We start from the raw sequence: 26,355 nt of genomic DNA on the forward strand, positions 1-26,355 counted from the left end.
TGCTTCCAACTCCCCCGGATCGGTGGTTTCGGCGTTTCGGCGACAGGACGGTCGGCCGGCGGGCCCGCGCTCGGGCCGCCGGGCCGGCTCAGAGGGCGGCGGGCAGGTCGCCCCACAGGTGAGCGGTGGCCTCGACGCCCTTCATGAGCAGGTCGAGCTCGACCTTCTCGTTCGGGGCGTGCCAGCCGTCGGACGGCACCGAGATGCCCAGGAACAGCACCGGTGCGCCGAGGACGTCCTGGAGGTCGGCGGCCGGTCCCGAGCCGCCCTCGCGGGTGTAGCGGACCTTGGCGCCGTCGAAGGCGAGGCTCATGGCCCCCGCCACGGCCCGCAGGGCCGGGTGGTCCAGCGGCGTGAGACAGGGCCGGGTCGGGGCGCCGAAGACGATCTCGTACCGGACGCCCGCCGGGACCAGGCCGGTCAGCCAGCTACGGACGGCGCGCTCGATGTGCTCGGGGTCCTGTCCGGCGACGAGCCGGAAGGAGAGCTTCAGGTGGGCGGAGGCGGGAACGATCGTCTTGCCGCCGGGGCCCTGGTAGCCGCCACCGATGCCGTTGACCTCGGCGGTGGGACGGGCCCAGACGCGCTCCAGCGTGGAGTAGCCGGCCTCGCCGAGGGTGCCGTGGGACTTGGCGGTGGCCAGCCAGCCGGCCTCGTCGAAGGGCAGCTCGGCGATGAGCGCCCGCTCGGCGTCGGAGAGCTCGGTGACCCCGTCGTAGAAGCCGGGGATCGCGACCCGCTCGTCCGCGTCGTGGAGGGCGGCGACGATCCGGCCGGCGACGGTGGCCGGGTTGGGCACGGCGCCGCCGAAGGAACCGGAGTGGATGTCCTGGTCGGGGCCGTACAGGTCGATCTCGCAGTCGGCGACCCCGCGCATGCCGGTGCACACGGTCGGGGTGGTCTCGGACCACATGCCGGTGTCGGAGACGATCACGATGTCGGCGGCGAGCCGGTCGGCGTGCTTCTCCACGAGGGCGCGGAAGTGCGGCGAACCGGACTCCTCCTCACCCTCCACGAGCAGCTTGAGGTTGACCGCGGGCGCGGTGCGGCCGGTGGCGGCGAGGTGCGCGCGGACCCCGAGGGTGTGGAAGAACACCTGGCCCTTGTCGTCGGAGGCGCCCCGCGCGTACATCCGGCCGTCGACGACCGTCGGCTCGAAGGGGTCGGTGTGCCAGCCGTCCTCGCGGGCGGCGGGCTGCACGTCGTGGTGCCCGTAGACCAGCACGGTCGGCGCGTCCGGCTCCCCGGAGGGCCACTCGGCGAACACCGCCGGGGCGCCGTCCGTCTCCCACACCTCCACGGTGGGGAAGCCGGTCTTGGCCAGCCGGTCCGCGAGCCAGTCGGCGCTGCGCCGCACGTCGTCCGCGCGGTCGGGCTGCGCCGACACCGAGGGGATGCGCAGCCACTCGGCGAGCTCGTCGAGGAAGGCGGCGCGGTGCTGCTCGACGTACGCGCGTACGGTCTCGGTCCGTGCGGTGCGGACGGCGTTGTCCGGGGTCTGGCTCATGGCTCCGAGCCTATCCGGCGCCGGCGGGGTCCCCGTCCGGGGAGTCCCCGCCGAGCAGCAGTGCCTCCAGCCCGGCCCGGCCGGGCAGCCGCGCGGGGCGCACGACCTCCCCCGTCCGTACGTAGACGAAGGCGGCGGCCACCTCCTCCGGGGCCAGTCCGTGCTGCTCGGCCCAGGCGAGCCGGTAGATCGCCAGCTGGAGCGGATCGGCGGTGCGCAGGTGGCTGGTCTTCCAGTCGACGATCTCGTACGCGCCGGAGTCCGGGTCCCGGTAGACGGCGTCGATCCGGCCCCGGACCACCCGCCCGGCGAGGGACAGGTGGACGGGGACCTCCACCCGGTACGGGGTGCGGTGGGCGTACGGGGTGCGGCCGAACGCCTCCTTGAGGGCGTCCAGGTCCCGCTCGTCCACGATCTCCGGCTCGCCCGCGAACTCCTCGCCGCCGGGCAGCTCGTCCGGACCGAGCAGGGGCAGCGGCAGCTCCTCGAACCGCGACTCCACCCAGGCGTGGAACCGGGTGCCGCGGCGGGCGGCGGGCTGCGGCGGCTTCGGCATGGGCCGGGCCAGCTCCTTCGCGAAGCCGTCGGGGTCGGCGGCGAGGCGGAGGACCTGGGAGGCGGAGAGGTAGGCGGGGAGGACGACGTCCCTGGTGGTGGCGCGGGAGCGGTGCAGCTCCGCGGTGAGGGCGGTGAGGTCCCGGTCCCAGGAGGCGATGGTCTTGGCGTCCTCCGAGGAGAGGGTCGCCCGAGGGGCCTGGGGGGCCTGCGGGGCCTGGGGTGCCGGCGGTTCGTGGCGCTGCGCGGGGACGTCCGGGTGCGGGGGCTCCTCCGTCCAGTCCTCCTCCGGGAGCCAGAGGTCCTCGTCGTCGTGCGGGTCGTCGTCGTGCGGGTCCTGGGGAACGGGCGCCGTGGGCGTCCCCTCGCCCCGCGGGGCGTGCGCCCACAGCCGGGACAGCACCTGCTCCGCCGCCTCCCGCCGCCACTTCAGGCTCTCCTCGTCCAGGGGCAGGGGCCAGGCCTGGTCCGTCAGGTCGGCGGCCAGGAGGGGGTTCTCCGCGTCCTCCTCCGGGGCGTCCGCCCAGGCCTCGATCTCGCCGTGGCCGGTCTCGCAGTGGCGGTAGAGGGCCTGGAGGAAGTCGGAGGGGCCGCGGGGCTTCTTCTGGGCCGGGCCCCACCAGTGGGCGGAGCCGAGGAGGAGGGAGCGGGGGCGGGTGAAGGTCACGTAGCCGAGGCGCAGCTCCTCGGTGTGCTGGTGCTCGCGCAGGGCGTTCTTGAAGGCGGCGAGCGCCTTGGAGTCCCAGCCGTCGACCGCGGGCAGCGTGGCCGCGTCGCCGCGCAGGGCGTGCGGCAGGACCTGGGGCTGCGAGGTCCAGGACTCGCGGGCGCGGGCGGACGGGAACTGCCCGGCGACCAGGCCGGGCACCGCGACGACGTCCCACTCCAGACCCTTGGACTTGTGCGCGGTCATCACCTTGACGGTGTTCTCGCCGCCGGGCAGGGCGTGGTCCAGGCCCTTCTCGTACTGCGCGGCCGTGCGCAGGAAGCCGAGGAAGGCGAGGAGGGTGGCCTCGCCGTCGAGGGAGGCGAAGCCGGCGGCCGTGTCGAGGAAGCCGGCCAGGGTCTCGCGGCGGCGGGCGGCCAGGGCGTGCGGGGAGGCGGAGAGCTCGACCTCCAGGCCGGTGGCGTGGAGCACCCGGTGCAGCACGTCCATGAGGGGGTCGGCGAGCGAGGTGCGCAGGGCGCGCAGCTCGGTGGCGAGGCGGGCGAAGCGGACCCGGGCCTCGGCCGAGAAGGGCAGCCCGTCGTCCTCGCCGCCGGAGTCCAGGAAGGTGTCGAGGGCGTCGGCGAGGGAGATCACCTCGGCCGGGTCGACGCCCTCGACGGCGGCGGCGAGCCGCTGGTCGGGATCGTCGGGACCGCCCCCGGGCCGGTGCACGAGGAGCCGGGCGCGGCGGCCGAGGAGGGCCAGGTCGCGGGGGCCGATGCGCCAGCGGGGGCCGGTGAGGAGCCGTACGAGGGAGGCGTTGGCCCCCGGGTCCTGGAGGACCTCGCAGACGGCGACCAGGTCGGCGACCTCGGGCAGGTGGAGCAGTCCGGAGAGGCCGACGACCTCGACGGGGACGTCCCGGGCGACGAGGGCGGCCTGGATCGCGGGGAAGTCGCCGGCCGTGCGGCACAGGACGGCGATCTCGCCGGGCTCGGTGCCGGTGCGGACGAGGTGGGCGAGGGAGTCGGCGAGCCAGTCGATCTCCTCCGCGTGGGTGGGGAGGAGGGCGATGCGGACGCCGCCGTCGTGCTCGGCGCCCGGCGCGGGCCGCAGCGCCTCCACGCCCGCGTGCATGGCGCGCAGGGGGGCGGCGAGCCCGTTGGCGAGGTCGAGGAGGCGGCCGCCGCTGCGCCGGTTCTCGGAGAGGGCGTAGCGGGCGGCCGGGGTGCCGTCGCGGTACGGGAAGTGCTCGGGGAAGTCGTCGAGGTTGGCGACGGAGGCGCCGCGCCAGCCGTAGATGGCCTGGCAGGGGTCGCCGACGGCGGTCACCGCGTGCCCGGTGCCCTGTCCGAAGAGGCCGGACAGGAGCAGCCGCTGGGCGACGGAGGTGTCCTGGTACTCGTCGAGGAGGACGACCCGGAACTCGTCCCGGAGGATCGCGCCGACCTCGGGGCGGGTGGTGGCGAGCTCGGCGGAGAGGGCGATCTGGTCGCCGAAGTCGAGGAGGTCGCGGGAGCGCTTGGCCGCCCGGTAGCGCACGACGAGGTCGAGGAGCTCCCGGCGGGCGGCGGCGGCCTCGGGGACCTTGCGCAGGTCGGCGTTGGTGAGCTTGGCGCGGGACAGGGCGTCGAGCAGCCCGGTGTCGTACGCCGCGAGGTCCTGCGGGCGGACGAGGTGCTCGGCGAGCTCCGCGTCGAGCGCGAGGAGGTCGCCGACCAGGGTCGGGAAGGACTTGGTGAGCGCGGGATACGGGCCGGGGGCCTCGCGCAGCACGCGGGCGGCGAGCTGGTAGCGGGTGGCGTCGGCGAGCAGCCGGGAGGTGGGCTCCAGGCCGATGCGCAGGCCGTGGTCGGTGAGGAGCTGCCCGGCGAAGGCGTGGTACGTCGAGATGCGGGGCTCGCCCGGAGGGTGGTCGGGGTCGATGACGTCGGGATCGGTGACCCCGGCCCGGACGAGGGCGGTGCGCACCCGCTCGGCCAGCTCGCCGGCGGCCTTGTTGGTGAAGGTGAGCCCGAGGACCTGCTCGGGGGCGACCTGGCCCGTGCCGACCAGCCAGACCACCCGGGCGGCCATCACGGTGGTCTTGCCGGAGCCGGCTCCGGCCACGATGACCTGCGGGGCGGGCGGCGCGATGATGCAGGCCGTCTGCTCCGGGGTGAAGGGGATGCCGAGGAGCTCCTTGAGCTGCTCGGGGTCGGTGATGCGTGCGGTCACTCCAAAGAGGCTAACGGGGCCCACCGACATCCCGGGCCGGGCGAGACGTCCGTCACGCCGGGGTGCCCTGGTCCAGCTTGGAGAGGTCGACGGTCTCGTCGGCGGGCGGGATCACGACCTTGACCGGCTTGTCGTACGCGGAGAGCACGATCGCGCCGGGCTCCTTGCCGCCGGCCTTCACCATCTTGAGGATGTACGGCTTGCCGCGCTCGGAGACGGACACGGTGGTGGTCTCCCCGCCCGGCTCGTGCTTCACGAGGGTGGCCACGGGGGTGCCGGACACCACGCCGTCGGGTCCTCGGGTCAGTCCCCTGCGCTCGGCCTTGTCCTTGCCGAGGTCGGCGAGGAGCGCCTTCAGGTCGCAGACGCCGCTGAGGTCGCTGCTGCCGGCCTGACCGGGAGTGATCTTCAGCCAGCGGCCCTTGAGCAGCTCGATGGTCGCGGCGATCTGCGGTTCGGGCATGCCCTGGGAGGTCATGGACGCCCGCCAGAAGCGCTCGTCGCCCTTCATGTACGTGATGCCGTCGGACTGGCGCAGTTCGGCGGCGCCGCCCCCGACCCTCACCACGCCGGCGCACTGCTTCTGGTCGTTGACCGAGAAGTCGACGTCCAGCGGCTCCCCGCCGGAGACGACCCGGCCGGTCATGCGCAGCGAGGTCGCGGACTGGGTGGCGGCCACGGCCCGGTCGCCGATCTGGTCGGCGGTGAGGCCCTGGAAGGGGTCGGGCGAGGGGGCGAGCGCCCGGGCGGCGGACGGCGGGGCCGCGGCGGGTGGCGTCTGCGCCAGGGCGGCCGGTCCTGCGCCGACGATCGCGGCGGCGCAGACGGCGGTGGCGGCGGCGCGGAACGTGGTGGTGTGGGACGCCATGCGAGCCTCCTCGCGGACTCCCCCGGGCGGTGCCCAGGGGTTCCCCGACGTTCCCCCCGGATTTCGAGCCGGTGGGGGAGACCGATGCCGGTCTCGGTCTTCGGCCCCGGTATCCAAGCCTGCCGGAGCGGTCCCGTACGCGCGACTTCGCGGGCGCCGGGGCCCGGGCGGCGGGGCCCGGGCGGCCGGGCGGCCAGGCGGCCGGGCGGCCGGGCGGCCAGGCGGCCGGGCGGCCGGGCGCTACTCCACCACGTGCCGGCCCTCCGGGCGGGCGCTGCAGGAGGCGCGGAAGGAGCAGGTGGCGCAGTGCTGGCCGGTGCTGGGGGTGAAGCGCTCGTCGAGGACGCGGCCCGCCGCCGAGGCCAGCAGGTCGCCGACCCACTCGCCCGCGAGGGGTTCCTGGGCCTGGATCTTCGGGAGGGCGTCGCCGCCCTCCTTCTTGGGGGCGGCCTGGCGCAGCTGGACGAGTTCGGCGCCGCCCGGCTCGGGGGTCCGGCCGCCGAACACCTCGTCGACGGCGCCCTCGCGGACGGCGAGCTGGTAGACGGCGAGCTGCGGGTGGTGGGCGACCTCGTCCTTTGTGGGGGCGGACTTGCCGGTCTTGAAGTCGACGACGTAGGCACGGCCCTGTTCGTCGGCCTCGACGCGGTCCATGGAACCCCGGATGCGCACCTGGTACGCGCCCGCGGCGAGCGTGACGTCGAAGTCGTGCTCGGTGGCGGCGGGGGTGCGGCCGGCCCGGTCCATGACGTGCCAGCGCAGGAAGCGTTCCAGGGCGACCCGCGCGTTCGCCTTCTCCTGGGAGGACTTCCAGGGCGCGTCGAAGGCGAGGCCGTCCCACACCGAGTCCAGGCGGGCCATGAGGACGTCCAGGTCGGCGGCGGTACGGCCGGAGGCGACCTCGTCGGCCAGGACGTGCACGACGTTGCCGAAGCCCTGCGCGGCGGTCGCGGGGGCGTCGGCCTTGACCTCGCGGCCCAGGAACCACTGGAGGGCGCAGGTGTTGGCGAGCTGGTCGAGGGCGGAGCCGGAGAGCGCCACCGGGTGCTCGCGGTCGCGCAGCGGCACGGTGGCGCGGGTCGGCTCCGCCAGGCCCCACCAGCGGTCCGGGTGTGCGGCCGGGACGAGCGGGGTGCCGTCCTCGTCGGTGAGGGCGGCGAGCCGGGCGAGGCGTTCGGCGGCGGCGGCACGCAGCTCCGGGGAGGCGTCGGGGTCGACGGTGGTGGCGCGCAGCTCGGCGACGAGGGCGGCGACGGCGAGGGGGCGGCGGGGGCGTCCGGGGACGTCCTTGGGCTCCTGGCCGAGCTCGGTGAGGAACCGGGAGGGCTGGTCGCCGTCCTCGGCGGGGGCCTTGACGGCGGTGACGACGAGCCGGTCGCGGGCGCGGGTGGCGGCGACGTAGAAGAGACGCCGTTCCTCGGCGAGGAGGGCGCCCGGCGTCAGCGGCTCGGCGAGGCCGTCGCGGCCGATGCGGTCGGCCTCCAGGAGGGAGCCGCGCCGCCGCAGGTCGGGCCAGAGGCCCTCCTGGACGCCCGCGACGACGACCAGGCTCCACTCCAGGCCCTTGGAGCGGTGCGCGGTCATGAGGCGGACGGCGTCGGGGCGGGTGTGGCGGCGGGTGAGGGTGTCGGCGGCGATGTCCTGGGCGTCGAGCTCCTCCAGGAAGTTGAGCGCGCCGCGCCCGCCGACCCGGTCCTCGGCGCGGGCGGCGGTCTCGAACAGGGCGCAGACGGCGTCGAGGTCCCGGTCGGCGTTGCGGCCGGCCGGGCCGCCGCGCAGGGAGGCCCGTTCGAGGCGCGCGGGCCAGGGCGTGCCGTCCCAGAGCAGCCACAGCGCCTCCTCGGCGGTGCCGCCCGCCGCGAGCCGCGCCCGGGCGGCGCGCAGCAGCTCGCCGAGCCGCCGGGCGCCCCGGGCGTACGAGCGCTCGTGCGCGACCAGCCGCTCGGGTTCCGCGAGCGCCCGCGCGAGCAGCACGTCCGAGGGCGCGGGCACCGCGTTCCCCCCGGCCCGCTCCTCGTCCCGCAGCGCCCGCCCGAGCCGCCGCAGATCGGCCGGGTCCATACCGGCGAGCGGCGAGGCGAGCAGCGCGACGGCGGTCTCGACGTCGAGCCAGGAGGGAGCGGGGTGGGTGTCGGTGGGGGCCTGGCCACGGGGCCCGCCGTCGGGGCGGGTGGCACCGTCGGGACCGTCGGGCGCGTCGCCGTCGGACGCGTCGCCATCAGGCGCGCCGCCGTCAGGCGCGCCGCCGTCAGGCGCGCCGCCGTCAGACGCACCGCCGTCAGACGCACCGCCGTCAGACGCACCGCCGTCAGACGCACCGCCGTCAGACGCACCGCCGTCAGACGCACCGCCGTGGGCGTGGCCGCCAAGGCCCCCGCCCGAGCCGCCGTGGGCTTCGCCGTCGGGGCCCGCGTCCGGGCCACCGCCGTGTGCGCCTCCGTCAGGGCTCTCGTCCGCGTCGCCCTGAGCGCCAGGAGCCTCCTCCGCGTGGGTCTCCCCCGCCCCCGCCTCCCCCGAGGCCGCCGCCCGCAGGGCGAGGAGCAGGGGTGCCACCGCCGGTTCGTGGCGCAGGGGGGTGTCGGCCGCGTCGGTCTCGACGGGGACGCCGGCGGAGGTGAGGGCGCGGCGGAGGGACGGGAGGTGGGCGGCGGCTCGGGTGAGGACGCCCATCTCGTGCCAGGGGACGCCGTCCTCCAGGTGCGCCCGGCGCAGGAGGTCGGCGATGTTGTCGGTCTCGGTGGAGGCGGTGGGGTACGTGTAGACCTCCACCCGGCCCCCGTCCCGTACCGGGGTGAGCGCGCGGTGGGCCCGCGCCTTGTCGGCGGGGAGCCGGGGCAGCGGCATGCGCTGGGTGAGCAGGCGGGTGGCGGCGAGCAGGCCGGCGCCGGAGCGGCGGGAGGTGCCGAGGACGCGGACCGTACCGCCGAAGGTCTCGGGGAAGTCGAGGATGCCGTTGACGTCGGCGCCGCGGAAGGCGTAGATCGACTGGTCGGGGTCGCCGAAGGCGAGCACCGTCCGCCCCCCGCCCGGCCCCGTCGCGTGCCCCGCGAGCGCGCGCAGCAGCCGGACCTGGGCCGGGTCGGTGTCCTGGTACTCGTCGACGAAGATCGCGTCGTACGAGGGGAGCACGCCCGGGTCGGCGGAGTCGGCGAGCAGGACGGCCCGGTGGACGAGCTCCGTGTAGTCGAGGACGCCCTGGAGGTCGAGGACGTCCAGGTACTCGGCGAGGAAGCCGGCGGCGGCCCGCCAGTCGGGGCGCCCGACCCGCCGGGCGAACTCCTCCAGGGCGCGCGGTCCCAGGCCCAGCTCGCGGGAGCGGGCGAGGACGGCGCGGACCTCGTCGGCGAAGCCGCGGGTGGTGAGGCAGGCGCGCAGTTCGTCGGGCCAGCGGACCCGGCCGAGGCCCGCCTTCTCCAGGTCGATCTGTCCGGCGAGCAGCTCGCGGACGGCGAGGTCCTGTTCGGGTCCGGAGAGCAGCCGCAGCGGCTCGGCGAAGAGCTCGGCGTCCTGGTGGGCGCGGATCAGGGCGTAGCAGTACGAGTGGAAGGTGGTCGCCTGCGGGGGCCGCCGCCCGCCGAGCCGGGCCGCCATCCGGTCGCGGAGTTCGACGGCCGCCTTGCGGCTGAAGGTGAGGACGAGGATCCGCTCGGGGTCGGCGCCCCGCTCCAGCCGGGCCGCGACCGCCTCCACCAGCGTCGTCGTCTTCCCGGTGCCGGGTCCGGCGAGGACCAGGAGCGGTCCGCCGGTGTGGTCAACCACCTCGCGCTGCGCTGCGTCCAGCACAGGGGGCCGCACCGGCGCCGGCACGGTCCGCACCAGCCGGTACGCGCCGGGGCCCCGCACAGCCGCGAGGGTGGAGGAGGAAGTCACGTGGGTCGCCGGTCCTGCTGGTGGAGGGTGGGCGGGCAGCTCGGGGTGCGAGGTGTGCCCGGGGTGCGCCGGCCTCTCGGGGTGCTCGGGTGAGAAGCGCGAACCTCGACGGTACGCGATCCCCGCGGCGACCCGGGGCCGTCCCGCCCGGCGCCTCAGCCCCGCGGAGCCGTGCCGTCCCAGCGGGCCCGGCGCATGTCCAGGCGCGGCGGGCCGCCGCCCTGGGGCTGGCGCAGCGGGGTGCCCTCGGCCCGGTAGTGACCAAGCGCACGTGTCTCGTGTCCGGGCAGCAGGGCGCCGTCCGCCCGCACCACGCGCCACCAGGGCACCGAACCGCCGTACAGGGCCATGATCCGGCCGACCTGGCGCGGGCCGCCCTCCCCCACGTACTCGGCGACGTCCCCGTAGGTCATCACCCGGCCGGGCGGGATCTCCTCGGCGGCCTGAAGGACCCGTTCCGCATAATCGGGCAGCTCGGGCAGCTCCTGGTTCTCCATTCGGGTCATCCTGCCTCACCGCACCGACAACCCCCTGATGCCTCCGTACGGCCCCGCTTCATGCCACCATCGTGCGGGCGGTGACTGGTGATACGAGAACAAGAACAAGCGACGGATGAGGCGGCACGGGCCGCCACGACACGGCATGCAGAGACGGACATGGTGATGGGGCACGACATCCAGCCTCCGGGGCAGTCTCCCGGCGAGGCGCCGTCCAACCTGCCCGAGCGCGTCTCCGGCGACGAGCCGCTGCTCGCCGCCCGGGTCCACCGCCCCTCGGACCTGATGCGCCTGCTGATCGGCATCCTCGCCATCGCCGTCGTCCTCGCCATCGCCGCCTTCGCCCACGGCACGACCTCGGGACTCGAACAGGACATCAACAAGGGCGCCGGCGGCGCCCCCGACGTCTTCGTCAAGATCGCGGGGCTCGTCTCGTCGATCGCCGTCCTGCTCGTGCCGGTGGCCTTCGCCATCGAGCGGCTCGTCAAGCGCGACGGGCTGCGGATCGCGGACGGCGTGCTCGCCGCGGTCCTCGCGCACGGCGTGACCCTCGCCACCGACCTGTGGGTGGCCAACGCCGCCCCCGGCACCATCCAGGACGCGCTGACCCAGCCGCAGTCCGGCGGCGGGCTCACCGACCCCGTGCACAACTACCTCGCGCCGGTCATCGCGTACATGACCGCCGTCGGCATGGCCCGAAGACCGCGCTGGCGGGTCGTGCTGTGGATGGTGCTGCTGCTCGACGCCTTCACCATGCTGGTCGCCGGGTACACCACCGCCCTCTCGATCATCCTGACCGTGCTGATCGGCTGGACCGTCGCGTACGGGACGCTGTACGCCGTCGGCTCCCCCAACGTCCGGCCGACCGGGCAGACGCTCCTCGCGGGCCTGCGCCGCGTCGGCTTCCGGCCGGTGACCGCGCTGCGCGCCGAGGGCGTGCCGGACGCGGCGGACAGCGGCGACCGGGGCCGCCGCTACATCGTGACCCTGGAGGACGGGCCGCCGCTCGACGTCACGGTCGTCGACCGCGAGCAGCAGGCGCACGGCTTCTTCTACCGGGCCTGGCGGCGCCTCACCCTGCGCACCATCACCACCCGCCGCTCGATCGTCTCGCTGCGCCAGGCCCTGGAGCAGGAGGCGCTCCTCGCCTACGCGGCGATCGCCGCCGGCGCCAACGCGCCGAAGCTGATCGCCACCTCCGAGCTCGGCCCGGACGCCGTGATGCTCGTCTACGAGCACCTCGGCGGCCGGACCCTCGACTCGCTGGACGACGAGGAGATCACCGACGACCTGGTGCGCAGCGCCTGGCGCCAGGTGAAGGCCCTCCAGTCGCGCCGGATCGCGCACCGCAGGCTCGCCGGGGACGCGATTCTGGTGGATCGTTCCGGCAAGGTGATCCTGACGGACCTGCGGGGCGGCGAGATCGCCGCCGGCGACCTGATCCTGCGGATGGACATCGCCCAGCTGCTCACCACCCTCGGACTGCGGGTGGGCGCCGAGCGGGCGGTCGCCGCCGCCGTCGAGGTGCTCGGCCCCGACCCCATCGCCGACTGTCTGCCGCTGCTCCAGCCGATCGCGCTGAGCCGCTCCACCCGGGCGGAGCTGCGCCGGCTGGCCCGGGAACGCTCCGCGCGCGAGCGCGAGGCCGTGCTCGCCGCCTCCGAGACGGCCAAGGCCGCCCGGGCCGAGGCGCGGGCCCAGGCGAACCTGGAGACCGACCGGAAGGTGGCCCGGGAGGAGAAGCTGGCCGACAAGAGGGCGGAGAAGCGGGCGCTGGACGAGGCCCTGGACGAGGCCCGCGAGGAGGACCTGCTCGCGCAGATCCGGCACCAGGTGCTGAAGATCCGGCCGCAGGCCCCGGTGGAGCCGGTCCGCCTGGAGCGGATCAAGCCGCGCACCCTGGTCAGCCTGATCGCCGGTGCCGTCGCCGCGTACTTCCTGCTCTCGCAGATCGCCCGCACCCCGCTGTCGACGGTCAGCGAGGCCGACTGGCGCTGGGTCGCGGCGGCGGTCGTCTTCTCCGCCATCAGCTATGTGGCGGCGGCGATGAGCCTGCTCGGCTTCGTGCCCGAGCGGGTCGGCTTCTGGCGGACCGTGGTGGCCCAGGTCGCCGGCTCCTTCGTGAAGATCGTCGCCCCGGCGGCGGTCGGCGGAGTCGCCCTGAACACCCGTTTCCTCCAGCGCGCGGGCGTACGCCCGGGGCTCGCGGTCGCCAGTGTGGGCGCCTCGCAGCTGTTCCAGCTCGGGGTGCACATCCTGCTGCTGCTGTCGTTCGGCTACCTCACCGGCACGGAGAAGTCGCAGTCCTTCACCCCGTCGAGGACCGTGATCGCGGGCCTGCTGACGGTCGCCGTGCTCGTCCTGGTCGTGACGGCCATCCCGTTCATGCGCAAGTTCGTCTCGACGCGACTGCGCTCGCTCTTCGCGGGTGTCGTGCCGCGCATGCTGGACGTGCTCCAGCGGCCCATGAAGCTGGTCACCGGCATCGGCGGCATGCTGCTGCTCACCGGCGCGTTCGTGTTCTGCCTGGACGCCTCGATCCGCGCCTTCGGGCACGGCGACGTGTCGGTCAGCTACGCCAGCGTCGCCGTCGTCTTCCTCGCGGGCAACGCGCTCGGCTCGGCGGCCCCGACCCCCGGCGGTGTCGGCGCGGTCGAGGGCGCGCTCACCTTCGGCCTGGTCGCGGTGGGACTCCCGCTGGAGGTCGCCACCCCCGCGGTGCTGCTGTTCCGCCTGCTGACGCTGTGGCTCCCGGTGCTGCCGGGCTGGCTGTGCTTCAACTGGCTGAGCAAGCGCGAGGCGCTGTAGCGGGGGCGGGGCGGAGCCACCCGCTTGGACCACCTCCCGCGCGGGGGGTCGGCGGGCGGCTCACGATGGGTCCATGCCGATCTCCGCAGCTCAGCGCGCCGCCCTGCTCACCGCGACCACCGTGCTCCTCGCCGCCGGGTGCTCGGACGGCGGAGACCCCGGTGCCGTGACTCCCGCGACCAGCGGGCCCACGGGGCTCGACCGGCTCGCGGCTCAGAAGCTGGAGTGGTCCCCGTGCCTGCCGCCGTCCCCGGCCGAGGGCGGCGGGCCCGCGCCGTCGCCGCTGCCCGACGGCGCGAAGTGGGAGTGCTCGTTCATGACCGCGCCCCTCGACTACGCGAAGCCCGACGGCGACACCGTCGACCTGGCCCTGATCCGGGCCAAGGCACGCGACCAGCAGCGCCGGATCGGCTCGTTGGTGTTCAACTTCGGCGGGCCCGGCGGCTCCGGCATCACCGGGCTCCCCAGTTTCGCCACCGACTTCGAGTCGCTGCGCTCCCGCTACGACCTCGTCTCCTTCGACCCGCGCGGCGTCGGCCGCAGCGAACCCGTCGAGTGCGCGACCGACAAGGAGCTCGACGCCTACTACGCCCTCGACTTCACGCCCGACGACGCGGCCGAGGAGCGCACGCTGGACGAGGCGCAGAAGAAGTACGCGGGCGGCTGCGAGAAGGACGCCGGACCCGAACTCCCCTACGTCGGCACCGAGAACGCCGCCCGCGACCTGGACCTGATGCGGCGCGTCCTGGGCGACGACAAGCTGCACTACTTCGGCATCTCGTACGGGACGGAGCTCGGCGGCGTCTACGCCCACCTCTTCCCGAAGAACGTGGGGCGCGCCGTGTTCGACGCCGTCGTCGACCCGGCCTCCGGGGTCGAGGAGGGTGCGCTCGGGCAGACCAAGGGCTTCCAGCTGGCGCTCGACAACTTCGCCAAGGACTGCGTGGCCCGGGGCGACGCGTGCGTGCTGCCCGGCGACAGCGTCGCCGGGATCGAGGCGTTCATCACCGATCTGCTCGCCCGCCTCGACGAGAAGCCGATCCCCGGCATCGGCGACCGGATGCTCACCCAGACCCAGGCCACCAACGGCATCGCGCAGTCGCTGTACTCGAAGGAGTTCTGGCCCTATCTGGAGCAGGGGCTCGACGAGGCCGACGGCGGCAACGGCGCCCTGCTGCTCGCCCTGTCCGACTCTATGAACGGGCGCAACCAGACCGGAAGTTACAGCAACATCCAGGCCGCCAACGCCGCCATCAACTGCGTGGACTTCAAGCAGCGCTTCACGCTGGCGCAGGCCAAGGAGCGCGTCCCCGAGTTCCGTCAGGCCTCCGCCGTCTTCGGCGACTTCATGGCCTGGGCGCTGTCCAGCTGCGCCCAGTGGCCGGTGCCCGGCGCCTGGGACCACCCGAACGTCGCCGCCGCCGGTTCCGCCCCGATCCTGGTCATCGGCAACACCGGCGACCCGGCCACCCCGTACGAGGGCGCCCGCTCCATGGTCGACGCCCTCGGCCCGGGCGTCGGCGTGGAGCTGACGTACAAGGGGCAGGGCCACGGCGCCTACAGCAGCGGCAACACCTGTGTGAAGGGCGCCACCGACGCGTACCTCCTGGACGGCAAGGTGCCGGCCGCCGGGACCGTCTGCCAGTAGGCGCGGGCCCGCCGCCTACGATGGCGGTCCGGTACGGATCACGGGGGGTCGCTCATGTCGGGTGCGGGCATACGCAGGCAGGCCGGGGGCGCCGTCCTCGCCCTCGTGGGGATCCTCGCCGCCGGGTGCGCGAGCCCCGGCGGCCCGGACGGCGCGCCCACGCCGGCGCCCGCCTCCTCCTCCGCTCCCCCGGCCACCGGCGGCGCCAAGCCGTCCGGCGGGCTGCCGGCCTCGCTCACCGGGCAGCGCCTCGCCTGGAAGCGCTGCCCGGCCCCCGAGGGCGGCGAGAAGCCCGGTTCGGCCTGGCGGTGCGCGGACGTCCGGGTGCCCCTCGACTACGCGCGGCCGGACGGCGAGACGATCCCGGTCGCGCTGATCCGCAAGGAGGCCGGGGACAAGGGCGCGCGGCTCGGGTCGCTGCTGTTCAACTTCGGCGGGCCCGGCGCCTCCGGCGTCGACATCCTGCCCCGCGCGGCGAGCGAGTACGGCAGCCTCGGGCGCCGCTTCGACCTGGTCGGCTTCGACCCGCGCGGGGTCCAGCGCAGCGCCGGCGTGGTCTGCCGGGACGACGCCGAACAGGACGCCGCCGAGCGGACGGTCGACTCGACGCCCGACACGGCCGCCGAGGAGAAGCGCTTCCTCGACGACGCCACGGCCTTCGGCGCCGGCTGCGCCCGCCGCTCCGGCAAGCTGCTGCCGCACACCACGACCGCCGACACGGCCCGCGACCTCGATCTCGTCCGCCAGGTCCTCGGCGACGACAGGCTGCACTACTTCGGCATGTCCTACGGGACGCAGCTCGGCGCCGCGTACGCGCATCTCTTCCCGAAGAACGTGGGGCGGTTCGTCCTCGACGCCGTCGTCGACCCGACCGCCGACAGCGTCGGGCACGCCCGCAACCAGACGATCGGCTTCCAGCGGGCCCTCGACAACTACCTGCGGTCCACCGGGCAGGACCCGAAGGCCGGTTCGCAGCGGATCACGCGGCTGCTCGCGCGGCTCGACCGGGCGCCGCTCGCCGTCGGCGACCGGAAGCTGACCCAGTCGCTCGCCCTGACCGGCGTGGTGATGCCGCTCTACTCGCAGCAGAGCTGGCCGCTGCTCACCAGCGCGCTGTCCCGGGCGGAGGACGGCGACGGCAAGGAGCTGCTGCGGCTCGCCGACTGGTACGACGACCGGGACGAGTCCGGCCACTACTCCACCCAGTCCCACTCCCAGCGGGCGATCTCCTGCGCCGACTCGGCCGAGCGTCCGACGCTCGCCGAGGCCCGTGCGCTGCTGCCCGAGTTCCGCCGTCTCTCGCCTGTCTTCGGCGAGTTCCTGGCCTGGGACACGGCCGGCTGGTGCGCGAACTGGCCGGTGAAGGGCGCGGACACGACCCTGGACGTGCGCGCGCCCGGCGCCGCCCCGGTCCTGGTCGTCGGCACCACCGGCGACCCGGCCACCCCGTACGAGGGTGCGGAGCGGATGGCGAAGGCGCTGGGCAGCGGGGTCGGCGTGCTCGTCAGCAACCGCGGCGAGGGGCACGGGGCGTACGGCTCCTCCGCGTGCGTGACGCGGACGGTCGACGCGTACTTCCTGGACGGGAAGGTGCCCGCGTACGGCACGAAGTGCTCCTGAGGATCCCGACGGCGGCACATGGGGAAGGGCCCGGACCTCGTAAGAGGTACGGCGGCACATGGGGAAGGGCCCGGACCTCGTAAGAGGTCCGGGCCCTTCCCTACAGACGGATTCAGTCGGTCCTAGTAGACCGGCTTCTCGGGCTCGATCTGGTGGACCCAGCCGATCACGCCGCCGCCGACGTGCACGGCGTCCGCGAAGCCCGCGGCCTTGAGCACGGCGAGGACTTCCGCACTGCGGACACCCGTCTTGCAGTGCAGGACGATCCGCTTGTCCTGCGGGAGGTCCTGGAGGGCGGTGCCCATCAGGAACTCGTTCTTCGGGATCAGGCGCGCGCCCGGGATCGAGACGATCTCGTACTCGTTCGGCTCGCGGACGTCGATGATGTCGATGTTCTCGCCCTCGTCGATCCACTCCTTGAGCTGCTTGGGAGTGATCGTCGAGCCGAGCGCCGCCTCCTGGGCCTCCTCGGACACGACGCCGCAGAAGGCCTCGTAGTCGATGAGCTCGGTGACGGTCGGGTTCTCGCCGCAGACCGCGCAGTCGGGGTCCTTGCGGACCTTGACCTGGCGGTACTGCATCTCCAGGGCGTCGTAGATCATCAGGCGGCCGACCAGCGGGTCGCCCACGCCGGCGAGCACCTTGATGGCCTCGGTGACCTGGATGGAGCCGATGGACGCGCAGAGCACGCCCAGGACGCCGCCCTCGGCGCAGGAGGGGACCATGCCCGGCGGCGGGGGCTCCGGGTAGAGGCAGCGGTAGCAGGGGCCGTACTCGGACCAGAAGACCGAGGCCTGGCCGTCGAAGCGGTAGATCGAGCCCCACACGTACGGCTTGTCGAGCAGCACGCAGGCGTCGTTGACCAGGTACCGGGTCGCGAAGTTGTCGGTGCCGTCGACGACCAGGTCGTACTGGCTGAAGATGTCCATCACGTTGTCGGCCTCGAGCCGCTCTTCGTGGAGGATCACGTTCACGTACGGGTTGATGCCGAGGACCGAGTCCCTCGCGGACGCCGCCTTGGAACGGCCGATGTCCGCCTGGCTGTGGATGATCTGGCGCTGCAGGTTCGACTCGTCGACCTCGTCGAACTCCACGATGCCGAGCGTGCCGACACCGGCCGCGGCCAGGTACATGAGGGCGGGCGAGCCGAGGCCGCCCGCGCCCACACAGAGCACCTTCGCGTTCTTGAGCCGCTTCTGCCCGTCCATCCCGACGTCCGGGATGATCAGGTGGCGGGAGTACCTGCGGACCTCGTCAACGGTGAGCTCGGCAGCCGGCTCGACCAGGGGTGGCAGCGACACGGAGACCTCATCAATACTCTGGTCGGTATTTCACTACGGTGGTTCTGCGCACAACACTGCCACGCCCCTTCTCATTCCGAGACACCCCGTCCGATACGCGAGACAATTTCGTCCCAGTAGCCGGGCAGCGTGTGGAATTGGTCGGTTTGTCCCGGCCGGCCCCGGCGGTCGGTGAAGAAGACCGTCGCCGCGCCCTGCCAGCGGGCGATCCGCAGGGCCTCCTCCAGATGGGTCCGGGGCACCCCGTGGACCAGGTGGACGAACTTCCCCGCCGGATGGTCGGCCGTCCACTCCGCCACCTGCGACCAGCGGTAGTCCGCCCAGGCCCCGGAGAAGGTGACCAGCTGGTCGGCCGCCTCCGCGTAGCCGGGGTACGGGTGGGTGCCGTGGCCCAGGACGAGATGGGCGCGGCCCCGGTCCCCCCGCTCCCCGTCGAGCAGCGCCTCCAGCGTCGCCGAGATCCGCCGCACCGCCGGCAGGTCGGCCCGGTCGGCCGGGGCGCGGTCCAGGTAGAAGCCGTCGGCCTTGTACCAGTCGAGGAAGCGCTGGGCGTCCGAGACGACCTCGCCGAAGGGCCGGGAGCCGTGCCGCAGGTCGATGTGGCCGAGCACCCGGACGCCCGCGTTGCGCAGCTTCCCGGCGGCCTCCAGGCAGTGCGGGTCGGGCCGGGCGCCCGGCCCCTCCGCCACGTTCAGGACGGCCCAGTGGACGGGGGTGCCGGGGCGGGTGAGTTCGGCCCACTCGACGGGGGCGAGCAGCGGGTGGGCGTAGCCGGGGACGCCCACCCCCATCGCCAGCGCCGTGCCGGTGGCGGCTAGATGCGGCATGCCGCCTCCATCCAGATGTCCGCCAGCGACTCCTCCAGGTTGATCCGCGGCCGCCAGCCGAGCCGGTCGCGCGCGGTGCGCACGTCGGCCTGCTGCCAGGGCCCGCAGCCGTCGGGGTACGGGAAGGGGGCGGCGGCCAGCTGCTCGGCGATGGTCTCGGTGCGCGGGGCGCCGATGACCGGGCGCGGCGGCGGCCCGTCCAGCTCGTGGAGCGTGCCGGCGAACCCGGCGACGCGGGCGAGGACGGCGGCCGCGTCCCGGAGCCGGACCGCGCGGCCGGTGCCGATGTTGACGACGCCCTGGGCGGCGGAGAGCGAGGCGGCGTGGACGGCGCGGGCGACGTCCCGTACGTCCACGAAGTCACGCTGCACGCCCAGACCGCTGAGCTTGAGCTCGCCGTCGCCGGCCTGCATGGCGCGGCGCATGGCCTCGGCGAGCCGGCCGAGCGGGGAGCCGGCCGGGGTGCCGGGGCCGACCGGCGAGAACACCCGCAGGACGACGGCGTCCAGTCCTGAGCCGAGGACGAGTTCGGTCGCGGCCAGCTTGGACACGCCGTACGGGCCGCCGGGGCGGGGCACGGCGTCCTCGGCGGTCGACGAGCCGGGCTGGCTGGGCCCGTACTCGGAGGCGCAGCCGACCTGGACCAGGCGGGCGCCGCAGCCGCTGCGGCGCAGGGCCTCGCAGACGGTGGCGACGGCGACGGTGTTGTGCCGGGTCAGCTCGCGGGCGCCGCCGCGGGTGGCGCCCGCGCAGTTGACGACGACTCCGGGGTGGACGGCGTCGAGGAACCGGGTCAGGGCACCGGGGCTGCCGGTCGCGAGGTCGAACCGTACGTCGGCGTCGTCGCCGCGGCCGAGGGCGGTGAGGTGCACCGCCGGATCGGCGAGCAGCCGGTCGGCGACGAAGCGGCCGATGAATCCGTTGGCTCCGAGCAGCAGCACCCTCATCGTGCGGCCCCTTCGTGCCGACCGGCCGTGGCGTGGGGTTGGCGCGTCATGTCTGTTGGGTCTCCTTGGGATGGTCCAGGTACGGGGGGAGCGCCCGCGGCGTCGGCTCCGCGGGTGCGCCGGGGATCAGCGGGCGGTGGCGTGCGCCGAGGCCCGGGCGAGGGCGGTGGTGGCGTGGGCCAGGAGGGCGAGGGCCGCGACGCCGCACGCGAGGGCGGGTACGGCGGCGGGTCCCCAGGTGTCGACGGCGGCGCGGACCGGGGCGTCGAGGAAGGCGCAGCCCGGGAGCCGGGCGGCGAGGACGAGGGCGAGGGAGAGGGCCTCGGCGGCGCAGGCGGCGGCGAGGCCGTTGGCGGCGGTCTCGGGCGGCCCGTGCACGGTGAGCAGCCGGGCGAGCAGCAGCAGGGCGCCGAGGGCGAGCGCGCCGGGGCTGAAGCCGGTGAGGGCGAGGAGCCCGGCGAGCAGGACGAGGGGGAGGGCGACGGTGGAGAGCAGCAGCGGGCGGACGCCCGCCGCGAAGTCGGCCAGGCCCCGGCTGGCGGCGAGCCGCCGGCGGGCGCGGACGGCGAAGAGCCGGGCGCACCAGGCGGCGGGGGCGACGGCCAGGGCGAGGGCGAGCAGGGGGCCGGTGTCGAGGAGCCAGGCGCCGTCGGCCTCGGCGGAGGTGGTGCCGGGGGTGACGCCGGGGGTGACGAGGAACCAGGCGCCGTCGGGGCCGCCGGTCAGGAGCTGGTCGAGGAGGCCGTCGCCGGCCACCGCGTAGGCGAGCAGCCACAGGGTCCCGAGTCGGGCGGCGGGCGCGGTGCGCCCTTCGGCGTGCAGGGGGCCGCGGCGTACGGCGACGAGGAGGGCGGCGGCGAGGCCGAGGGCCCCGAGCGCGCCGACCGCGCCGCGCGGCGCCCCTTCGGTGAGGGCGAGGCCGGCGGTGGTGAGCGCGGCGACGGCGCCGGGGGCGCAGGCGGCGAGCGCCCAGGCCGCCGTTCCGCCGGGGGCGGGCGTCTCGGGGGCGGGGCGGGCGGGCGGGGAGTCGCCGCGGGGCACCCGGGCGTACAGCTCCTCGGCGAGCGAGAAGACGTCGCGGTGCCGGAAGCGGGCGGCGGTGCGGTCGGTGACGCCGTGGGCTTCGAGTCCGGCGGCGATCTCCAGGGGGTCGACGGCCCGTTCGCACAGCTCGCGGTGGCGGTGCATCAGGGCTTTGACGGGGTCGGCGGTGGCGCGCCGGGGGGCGCGGGGGCCGAGTGCGGGGGCGGGCTGCTGAATCGCTTCGGCAGCCCTGGCCGGGGCCGGCGGGGCGAGGGCCGGGGCGGCGAGCCGGAGCAGGGCCTCGGAGCGGGGGTCCCAGGGGCCGGGGCTGGTGGGTGCGGCGGGGCCGCGCATGGGGGTGCCTCCTTCAGACATCGGTGTCTCCCGTACCGGCCGCGGCGGTGACGGGCTGGTCGGCCCAGCTGCCCGGCACGTACGCCTCGGCCGGGTGCGCGAAGGGCACGGCCTGGGCGGTGCGGCGGCACACCGGCGCGTGAGAGAGGAGTTCGAGGTAGATGCCGCGGAACGCCGCCAGGTTCTGTTCGACCGTGAAGAGCTCCAGGGCGCGGGCGCGGGCTGCGGCGCCCAGGCGGTGGCGGCGCTCGGGGTCGCGCAGCAGCGCGAGGCAGGCGTCGGCGAGCGCCTTTGGGTTGCGCGGGGGGACGACGAGTCCGGTGCCGCCGATGACCTCGACGACCGCGCCGACGTCGGTGGAGACGGTGGCCCGGGCGCAGAACATCGCCTCGACGAGGCTCACGGGGAAGCCCTCGACGACGCTGGACAGGACGACGACGGCGCTGGAGGCGTAGGCCTCCTCCAGGGTCGGGGCCTCGGGGCCGCCCAGCTCCTCGAAGGAGACGGGGTTCTCGCCGATGGCGTGCCGGCCCGCGGCCTCGTCGGGGAAGAGCTGTTCGGCGAGGTTGCGGCAGTGCGCGAGGTACGCGGCGGCGCCGGGTTCGCGCACCGGCGCGGCGATGATCCGCAGCCGGGCGTCGGGCTGTCTGCGGCGGATGTCGGCGAAGGCGTGCAGCAGGGCGATGAGGTCCTTGGCGGGCTCGACGCGGCCGATCCAGGAGAGGGTCGCCGGGTCGCCGCTCTCCTCGTCCTCGCCGACCTCGGCGAAGCGGTCGGCGGCCATGCCCGGGTGGACGGTGCGCAGCTTGGCGCGGTCGGCGCCGCACCGCTCCTGCCAGCGGCGGGCGTGGGCGTTGCCGGGGGTGAGGAGGTCGGCCTGGCGGTAGACCTCGCCGGCGAGCCGGCCGTGGAAGGCGGCGAGCAGGGCGCGGACCGGGGTGGCGAGCGGGGCGTCGGCGGCGGCGAGGTAGTGGGCGCGCAGCTGGACGCCGTACTCGGTGACGAGCAGCGGGGTCCCGAAGAAGCGTTTGGCCAGGAGGCCGGGGAGCGCCGCCGCCCCCGCCGAGGCGGCGTGGCAGAGGTCGGCCCGGCCGAGACCCGGGCCCTCCTCGTCGTACCAGTCGAGGGAGAGCGGGCGCAGGGCGCGCTCCAGCCGGTCGAGGAAGGCGAGGTGGTCGGGGACGGTGGCGGCGGCGAGGCCGCGGCGCGCCCCGGGGGCCCGGCCCGCGGACTCCAGGACACGCACGGCGGTCTGGGACCGCAGCGCGGCGCGCAGTCCGCCGTGGGAGCGGGCGAGTTCGGCGAGGCCGTACAGGCCCGCGGCGAAACGCTCGGGGGCGTCCGCGAGGGCGACCGCGACGGCGTCCCCGGCCCGGGTCTCCCCGGCGGCGCGCCGGCCCCAGGGCTCCCCCGCGACGGGCCCGCTCCCGGGGCCCCCGGCCCGAGGTCTCCCGTCGGCGGTCCCGGCCCGGGTTCCCCCTGCCGCCACCGTCTGATCCTGATCCGCGCAGATCCCGGCCGCGAGGTCGCGGAAGGCGGTCTCGAAGCGGCGGCGTTCGCGGCGGCCGTGGGTGCGGGTGTCGTCCTCGGGGGCCCAGAGCGAGGCGGTGCGCACCTCGCGGACGTTGGGCGGGAGGGGCAGCCGGCCGGCGGCTTCGTGGCGGGCGTCGTGGCTGAGGGCGTAGACGTCGAACTCGTGCGGGGCGAGGCCGCGTACGAGCCGGTCGCACCAGAGCCCGGACTCACCCGTGGCGTACGGATACCCACCCTCCGTGAGCAGTCCGATCCGCATGTGCACACCCCCGATCTCCCGTGACGGCGGCCACCTTTCGGTCCGGTGACCCGCAGCGGGAAGAACGTAAGCGGATATGCCGGTGGCGCGATGGACGGTTGTCCGTCGCGCCACCGGAAGGGGTGAATGCACGTAACTTTCCCACCCCGGTAGCGTTCAGTGGCGCTACGGGATGCTTCGGTCACGCTCGGTCAGGCTGCGGCCAGCTCCTTGCCGAGGTTTCGGCGCTGTTCCCGGCGGTCCGCGGCGAGCACCGGGTCGAGGGAGGGGACCGCCGCCAGGAGCCGTCGGGTGTAGGGGTCCTGGGGGCTGCCGTACACCGCGTCGACGGTGCCCTGTTCGACGATCCGGCCGGCGCGCATGACGGCGACCCGGTCGCTGACCTGACGTACCACGGAGAGGTCGTGGGCGATGAAGACGAGCGCCAGGCCGAGTTCGGCCTGGAGGTCCGCGAGCAGCGCCGTGACCTGGGCCTGGGTGGTGACGTCGAGGGCCGAGACGGGCTCGTCGCAGACGATCAGGCGCGGTTCGGCGGCGAGTGCGCGGGCGATGCCGACGCGCTGGCGCTGGCCGCCGCTGAACTCGTGCGGGTAGGCGTCGTAGCGGTCGGGGTCGAGCCCCACCCGGTCGAGGAGTTCGCGCACCCGGGCCCGGATCCGCGTGTCGTCCAGGCCGCCCGCCACCCGCAGCGGATCGGCGACGGACTCGCCCACGGAGCGGCGCGGGTTGAGCGAGGAGACGGGGTCCTGGAACACCATCTGGAGTTCCCGCCGGTGCGGGCGCAGCTCCTTCTCGGACAGGCGGCCGATCTCCGTACCCCCGTAACGGAGTCCGCCGGACGTCGGGTCGAGGAGCCGCACCAGCATCCGGCCCAGGGTGGTCTTGCCGCTGCCGGACTCGCCGACGACGCCCAGGGTCTCCCCGGCCCGCACGGTCAGCGACACGCCGTCGACGGCGGTGAACCGGCCCTTGCCGCGCCCGAACTCCCGCCGCAGGTCGACGGCTTCGAGCAGCACCTCGCCCGGCGCCGCGCCGGCCGGGGCGGCGGGTGCGGGGACCGTGGCCGTCCGACGGGCCGGCCCGTCGAGGCGGGGCACGGCGGCGAGGAGTTCGCGGGTGTACGGCTGCGCGGGGGCGCCGAGCACCCGGGCCACGGGCCCGCGTTCGACCTCGCGTCCGCCGCGCATCACCAGGACCTCGTCGACGCTCTCGGCGGCCACGCCCACGTCGTGGGTGACGAGCAGCAGGCCGGTGCCGGTCTCGCGGCGCAGTTCGTGGAGCAGGTCGAGGATCTGGGCCTGGACGGTGACGTCGAGGGCGGTGGTGGGTTCGTCGGCGACGAGGAGGCGGGGCGCGCAGGCGAGGGCCATCGCGATGAGGGCGCGCTGGCGCATGCCGCCGCTGAACTCGTGCGGGCGGGAGCGGGCGCGGCGGGCGGCGTCGGGGATGCCGACCCGGTCGAGCACCTCCACCGCGCGGGCGCGGGCGGCCTTCCTGGAGCCCTGGTGGTGGATCCGGTAGACCTCGGCGATCTGGTCGCCGATCGCGTAGTACGGGTCGAGCGCGGAGAGCGGGTCCTGGAAGACCATGGCGGCCACGCCGCCGCGCAGCCGGCGCAGTTCGGCCGGTCCCGCGGCGCCGACGTCGATGCCGCCGACGGTGACGCTCCCGCCGACGCGGGCGCCGGTGCCGTGGTGCAGGCCGAGGAGGGCGCCGGCCACGGTGGACTTGCCGCTGCCGGACTCGCCGACGAGGGCGAGCGCCCGGCCGGCCTCCAGGGTGAACGACAGCTCGTCCACGGCGCGTACGCCGCCCTCGAACTCGACGGTAAGGCCGTCGACGGTGACCAGCGGGGCACCGGCGTCGGGGAGGTGCGGTGCGGGGACGCTCATGTCAGGGCCACCCTTCGGTCGGCGAGCGCGTAGAGGAGGTCGGCGACGACGTTCGCGACGACCACGGCGACTCCCATGAGGAGCACGACGCCCACGACCACCGGCAGGTCGATGTGCCGGACGGAGTCGATCAGGGTCTTGCCGAGCCCGGGGATGCCGAACAGCGACTCGGTGAGCACGGCGCCGCCGAACATCGTGCCGAGGTCGAGCGCGCTGAGCGCGATCACCGGCGGTACGGCTCCGCGCAGGGCGTGCCGGGTGACGACGGCCCGCTCCCCCACGCCGTACGCGCGGAAGGTGCGGATGTGGTCCTCGGCGAGGGTCTCCAGGGTCGAACTGCGGGTCATCCGGGCGTACTTCGCGGACTCGAAGAAGCCGAGGGTGAGCCAGGGCAGCAGCATGTTCCAGGCCCACTGCTCGGGGTCCTCGCCGAGCGGGACGTAGCTCGGGAAGGGCAGCCACTGGAGGTAGGCGCAGACCACCATGAGCATCAGCAGGCCCAGGATGAAGACGGGCGTGCCGGTGCCGGCGAGGGTGAGCACGGTCAGGGTCCGCTCGGTGAGTCCGCCGCGGCGCAGCGCGGAGAGCAGTCCGGTGCCGACGCCGATGACGAGCCAGATGACCATGGCGCCGAGCGCGAGGGAGGCGGTGGCGGGCAGCCGCTCCAGGAGGAGCTGGGTGACCTGCTGGTCGTTCTGGTACGAGAGGCCGAGGCAGGGCGCGTCGCAGTGGGTGAGCGCGGTGCCGGTGGAGTAGTCGCGGCCGGTCACGATCCCCTGGAGGAAGTGCAGGTACTGCACCAGGACGCTGTCGTTCAGGCCGAGTTGATCGCGGACCTGGGCGATCTGCTGCGGGTTGCAGCGTTCGCCGCAGGCGAGCCGGGCGGGATCGCCGGGCAGCAGGTAGAACAGCCCGTAGACGAGGGCCGACAGCACGAGCAGCACGAGGGCGGCGCCCGCGAGCCGCTTCAGGAGGTAGCGGGTCATGAGGTCTTCTTCTCCTTGCGGGCCCGCTTCTCGCGTGCGGTTCCCACGGCGAGGCGGCTGGCCTCGCGCGGGTCCAGGGCCGTCCGGACGGCGTCGCCGAGCACGGTGAAGGCGAGCACGGTCACGAAGAGCAGTCCGGCGGGCAGCAGGACGTACGCCGGGTCGGCGCGGAACCAGGTCTGCGCGGTGGACAGCATCTGCCCCCAGGACGGGGTGGGCGGGGTGACGCCCACGCCGAGGAAGGACAGCGAGGCCTCGACGACGATGTTGGTGGGGACGAGGATCGCCGCGTAGGTGATGACGGGCGCGGCCAGCGAGGGGATCAGTTCGCGCCGGGCGGTCCGCCCGCGCCCCGAGCCGGCCAGCCGGGAGGCGGCGACGAAGTCGAGGCTCTTGAGGGTGAGGGTCTGGGCGCGCACGATCCGGGAGGTGCCGGCCCAGCCGAGCAGGCCGATGACGAGGATCAGCAGCAGCGGGCGGGGGAAGTCGCGCGGTACGACCGCGGTGAGCGCGATGGCCAGGACGAGGAACGGCAGGGCGACGAACACGTCGGTGATCCGGCTCAGGACGGCGTCGACCCAGCGGCTGCCCAGTCCGGCGGCGAGGCCGATGAGCAGTCCGATGAGGATCTGCACGGCGGTGGCGCCGACGGCGACGAGCAGGGAGATCCGGGCGCCGTACAGGAGCCGGACGAACAGGTCGCGGCCGGTGCCGGGTTCGACGCCGAGCCAGTGGTCGGCGCTGATCCCGCCGAAGGAGCCGTACGGGACGCCGCCGCGGGCGGAGTCCACGAGTTCGTCGTGGTACGTGTGCGGGTCCTGGCCGGCGAGGGCCGCGAGCAGCGGGGCCGCGAGGGCCAGCAGGACGAGCAGGGCGAGCACGGAGGCGGCGGCGACGGCGGAGGGCCGGGTGCGGAGCCTCCGCCACAGCTGCCGGGCGGCGCCCGTGGCGGGGGTGACCGCCACGGGCGCCGACACGTCGGACGGTGAGGTGA

The 26,355-nt window shown here is 75.0% G+C and carries 16 protein-coding genes; 3 read left to right on the forward strand and 13 right to left on the reverse strand.

Annotation, left to right across the window (positions count from 1 at the left end; all coding sequences use genetic code 11):
* Positions 1 to 88: 88 nt before the first annotated feature.
* The 5 genes from ACZ3ZE_RS24110 to ACZ3ZE_RS24130 form a co-directional block, all read right to left on the reverse strand.
* Positions 89 to 1,507, reverse strand: coding sequence for a dipeptidase (locus tag ACZ3ZE_RS24110; protein ID WP_467260621.1), 1,419 nt, complete (start codon positions 1,505 to 1,507; stop codon positions 89 to 91).
* A 10-nt stretch (positions 1,508 to 1,517) separates the two neighbouring features.
* Positions 1,518 to 4,928 carry a UvrD-helicase domain-containing protein gene (locus ACZ3ZE_RS24115; RefSeq protein WP_467260623.1) on the reverse strand — a complete coding sequence of 1,137 codons (3,411 nt, stop codon included), beginning with the start codon at positions 4,926 to 4,928 and terminating at the stop codon, positions 1,518 to 1,520.
* 52 nt (positions 4,929 to 4,980) lie between these two features.
* Entirely contained in the window at positions 4,981 to 5,796 is an 816-nt protein-coding gene (locus ACZ3ZE_RS24120) for a hypothetical protein (RefSeq protein WP_467260626.1), read from the reverse strand.
* Positions 5,797 to 6,036: 240 nt separating this feature from the next.
* Complete coding sequence (locus ACZ3ZE_RS24125; protein ID WP_467260629.1) at positions 6,037 to 9,666, reverse strand: ATP-dependent helicase; 3,630 nt, start codon at positions 9,664 to 9,666, stop codon at positions 6,037 to 6,039.
* A 155-nt stretch (positions 9,667 to 9,821) separates the two neighbouring features.
* Positions 9,822 to 10,172 (reverse strand): MGMT family protein, encoded by a 351-nt coding sequence (locus tag ACZ3ZE_RS24130; protein WP_361166731.1) that lies wholly within the window; start codon positions 10,170 to 10,172, stop codon positions 9,822 to 9,824.
* A 156-nt stretch (positions 10,173 to 10,328) separates the two neighbouring features.
* On the opposite strand from ACZ3ZE_RS24130, the gene ACZ3ZE_RS24135 reads away from it, so the two are divergent.
* The 3 genes from ACZ3ZE_RS24135 (at position 10,329) to ACZ3ZE_RS24145 (ending at position 16,239) form a co-directional block, all read left to right on the forward strand.
* Positions 10,329 to 12,971: a lysylphosphatidylglycerol synthase transmembrane domain-containing protein gene (locus ACZ3ZE_RS24135; RefSeq protein ID WP_361166728.1), complete on the forward strand. Its 2,643-nt coding sequence runs from the start codon at positions 10,329 to 10,331 to the stop codon at positions 12,969 to 12,971.
* 73 nt (positions 12,972 to 13,044) lie between these two features.
* Complete coding sequence (locus ACZ3ZE_RS24140; protein WP_361625330.1) at positions 13,045 to 14,619, forward strand: alpha/beta hydrolase; 1,575 nt, start codon at positions 13,045 to 13,047, stop codon at positions 14,617 to 14,619.
* A 54-nt stretch (positions 14,620 to 14,673) separates the two neighbouring features.
* On the forward strand, positions 14,674 to 16,239 hold the full coding sequence (locus tag ACZ3ZE_RS24145) for an alpha/beta hydrolase (RefSeq protein ID WP_467260632.1): 1,566 nt from the start codon (positions 14,674 to 14,676) through the stop codon (positions 16,237 to 16,239).
* A 122-nt stretch (positions 16,240 to 16,361) separates the two neighbouring features.
* On the opposite strand, the gene moeZ is transcribed toward ACZ3ZE_RS24145, so the two are convergent.
* The 8 genes from moeZ to ACZ3ZE_RS24185 form a co-directional block, all read right to left on the reverse strand.
* Positions 16,362 to 17,540 (reverse strand): adenylyltransferase/sulfurtransferase MoeZ, encoded by a 1,179-nt coding sequence (moeZ, locus tag ACZ3ZE_RS24150; protein WP_467260636.1) that lies wholly within the window; start codon positions 17,538 to 17,540, stop codon positions 16,362 to 16,364.
* Positions 17,541 to 17,611: 71 nt separating this feature from the next.
* On the reverse strand, positions 17,612 to 18,367 hold the full coding sequence (locus tag ACZ3ZE_RS24155) for a spherulation-specific family 4 protein (protein ID WP_361166716.1): 756 nt from the start codon (positions 18,365 to 18,367) through the stop codon (positions 17,612 to 17,614).
* On the reverse strand, positions 18,355 to 19,314 hold the full coding sequence (locus ACZ3ZE_RS24160; RefSeq protein ID WP_046910969.1) for an NAD-dependent epimerase/dehydratase family protein: 960 nt from the start codon (positions 19,312 to 19,314) through the stop codon (positions 18,355 to 18,357). The genes ACZ3ZE_RS24155 and ACZ3ZE_RS24160 overlap by 13 nt, the downstream gene beginning before the upstream one ends.
* 126 nt (positions 19,315 to 19,440) lie before the next feature.
* Positions 19,441 to 20,691 carry a hypothetical protein gene (locus tag ACZ3ZE_RS24165; protein ID WP_467260639.1) on the reverse strand — a complete coding sequence of 417 codons (1,251 nt, stop codon included), beginning with the start codon at positions 20,689 to 20,691 and terminating at the stop codon, positions 19,441 to 19,443.
* Positions 20,692 to 20,704: 13 nt separating this feature from the next.
* Positions 20,705 to 22,483 carry a DUF3492 domain-containing protein gene (locus tag ACZ3ZE_RS24170; RefSeq protein WP_467260642.1) on the reverse strand — a complete coding sequence of 593 codons (1,779 nt, stop codon included), beginning with the start codon at positions 22,481 to 22,483 and terminating at the stop codon, positions 20,705 to 20,707.
* A gap of 191 nt (positions 22,484 to 22,674) precedes the next feature.
* Positions 22,675 to 24,375: an ABC transporter ATP-binding protein gene (locus tag ACZ3ZE_RS24175; protein ID WP_361625321.1), complete on the reverse strand. Its 1,701-nt coding sequence runs from the start codon at positions 24,373 to 24,375 to the stop codon at positions 22,675 to 22,677.
* Complete coding sequence (locus tag ACZ3ZE_RS24180; protein WP_363291776.1) at positions 24,372 to 25,361, reverse strand: ABC transporter permease; 990 nt, start codon at positions 25,359 to 25,361, stop codon at positions 24,372 to 24,374. Before ACZ3ZE_RS24180 ends, ACZ3ZE_RS24175 begins: the two co-directional genes overlap by 4 nt.
* Positions 25,358 to 26,338 (reverse strand): ABC transporter permease, encoded by a 981-nt coding sequence (locus ACZ3ZE_RS24185; protein ID WP_442305608.1) that lies wholly within the window; start codon positions 26,336 to 26,338, stop codon positions 25,358 to 25,360. Before ACZ3ZE_RS24185 ends, ACZ3ZE_RS24180 begins: the two co-directional genes overlap by 4 nt.
* Positions 26,339 to 26,355: the final 17 nt, after the last annotated feature.

Source organism: Streptomyces sp. NPDC023157 (assembly GCF_055560575.1).

Coding starts and splice junctions, on each gene's coding strand:
- ACZ3ZE_RS24110 (WP_467260621.1), bottom strand. CDS start 1,507: ATGAGCCAGACCCCGGACAACGCCGTCCGCACCGCACGGACCGAGACC.
- ACZ3ZE_RS24120 (WP_467260626.1), bottom strand. CDS start 5,796: ATGGCGTCCCACACCACCACGTTCCGCGCCGCCGCCACCGCCGTCTGC.
- ACZ3ZE_RS24130 (WP_361166731.1), bottom strand. CDS start 10,172: ATGACCCGAATGGAGAACCAGGAGCTGCCCGAGCTGCCCGATTATGCG.
- ACZ3ZE_RS24135 (WP_361166728.1), top strand. CDS start 10,329: ATGGGGCACGACATCCAGCCTCCGGGGCAGTCTCCCGGCGAGGCGCCG.
- ACZ3ZE_RS24140 (WP_361625330.1), top strand. CDS start 13,045: ATGCCGATCTCCGCAGCTCAGCGCGCCGCCCTGCTCACCGCGACCACC.
- ACZ3ZE_RS24145 (WP_467260632.1), top strand. CDS start 14,674: ATGTCGGGTGCGGGCATACGCAGGCAGGCCGGGGGCGCCGTCCTCGCC.
- ACZ3ZE_RS24155 (WP_361166716.1), bottom strand. CDS start 18,367: ATGCCGCATCTAGCCGCCACCGGCACGGCGCTGGCGATGGGGGTGGGC.
- ACZ3ZE_RS24160 (WP_046910969.1), bottom strand. CDS start 19,314: ATGAGGGTGCTGCTGCTCGGAGCCAACGGATTCATCGGCCGCTTCGTC.
- ACZ3ZE_RS24165 (WP_467260639.1), bottom strand. CDS start 20,691: ATGCGCGGCCCCGCCGCACCCACCAGCCCCGGCCCCTGGGACCCCCGC.
- ACZ3ZE_RS24170 (WP_467260642.1), bottom strand. CDS start 22,483: ATGCGGATCGGACTGCTCACGGAGGGTGGGTATCCGTACGCCACGGGT.
- ACZ3ZE_RS24175 (WP_361625321.1), bottom strand. CDS start 24,375: ATGAGCGTCCCCGCACCGCACCTCCCCGACGCCGGTGCCCCGCTGGTC.
- ACZ3ZE_RS24180 (WP_363291776.1), bottom strand. CDS start 25,361: ATGACCCGCTACCTCCTGAAGCGGCTCGCGGGCGCCGCCCTCGTGCTG.